Source organism: Campylobacter sp. GB48 (assembly GCF_049221845.1).
Taxonomy (GTDB): domain Bacteria; phylum Campylobacterota; class Campylobacteria; order Campylobacterales; family Campylobacteraceae; genus Campylobacter_D; species Campylobacter_D lari_C.
The window spans coordinates 1-931 of sequence record NZ_JBMJAR010000072.1 but is presented as its reverse complement, the minus strand read 5'-3'; the positions used below and the strand labels follow the sequence as shown (position 1 = coordinate 931).

Here is a 931-nt window from a genome sequence, read left to right as displayed (position 1 = left end):
GATTTAAAAACCATAGAAGATATAGACTTTTTTAATACCTATTCTTATTTACATGATTTAGCTATAAAACCAAGGCTTTTAAAACTAAAGCATGAAGAAGATTTTTTAATCCCTGATTGTCTTAGTAAAACTCAAAAAGAAAACATACAAAAATACAACCAAAAACTACAAGCTATTAACAACGATGAAGCAAAAAGGGCTTTGTATGATGAGTATAAAAATAGAGAAGTAAAAGGTTTATTAGCCATAGATGCTTATCATCAATGTATGGATTATTTAGAAGATATGGACAATGATGTATTTAACACTAAAGCAACAAACAACGCCCCCGATCCTTTAAAACATAGAAATTTCTTAAGGGCTTTAGATACCATAGGACAAAATAATATTAAGGCTTTGTATGTAGGGATAAAAAAAGATAAAGAAGGTAAAAATAAATTAGACAAACTAGATGAATTGGAAGAATTGGAAACTAATATTACAGAGCAACCACCAAAAATGATAGGTAGACTAGCCACTACTATCATTATGAAAAATGGTTTATGTATAGGTTAAATTAAAGAAAGGATAAACAATGAGTGATAATAATAAAGATATTTATAAGGTGCTAGTTCCCAATACAGCAGAATTAGAGGTAAATAAACTTACAAATAAAATATATTTCAATAAGAGCTCCAAGCCCACAGGCAAATACACCCAAGAATATTCTAAAGCGGTTTTTGAAGCTGATCGTATATTAAAAAACTCCCCCTATAAAGACTATCAACCTAGATATTTAGATCCTAATCTTTACACAGGACAAAGTTCTACTTTGCTTGAATTTAAAGATTGGCAAAGTATTTATTTAAAAGATCCTATAAAAGGAGCTATAGCTCCTTGGACTAAAGCAGAAAAAGCTTATTATAAATCTTTAAAAACTAAAAGAGAAAGA

Annotated in this window: 2 pseudogenes; both read left to right on the top strand. The window is 28.9% G+C overall.

The annotated features are described in order from the left end of the window. Positions 1 to 555 (top strand): annotated as a pseudogene (locus ACOTVC_RS08850) (hypothetical protein); the annotation flags it as partial. 19 nt (positions 556 to 574) lie between these two features. Next, a pseudogene (locus ACOTVC_RS08845) lies at positions 575 to 931 on the top strand (hypothetical protein); the annotation flags it as partial.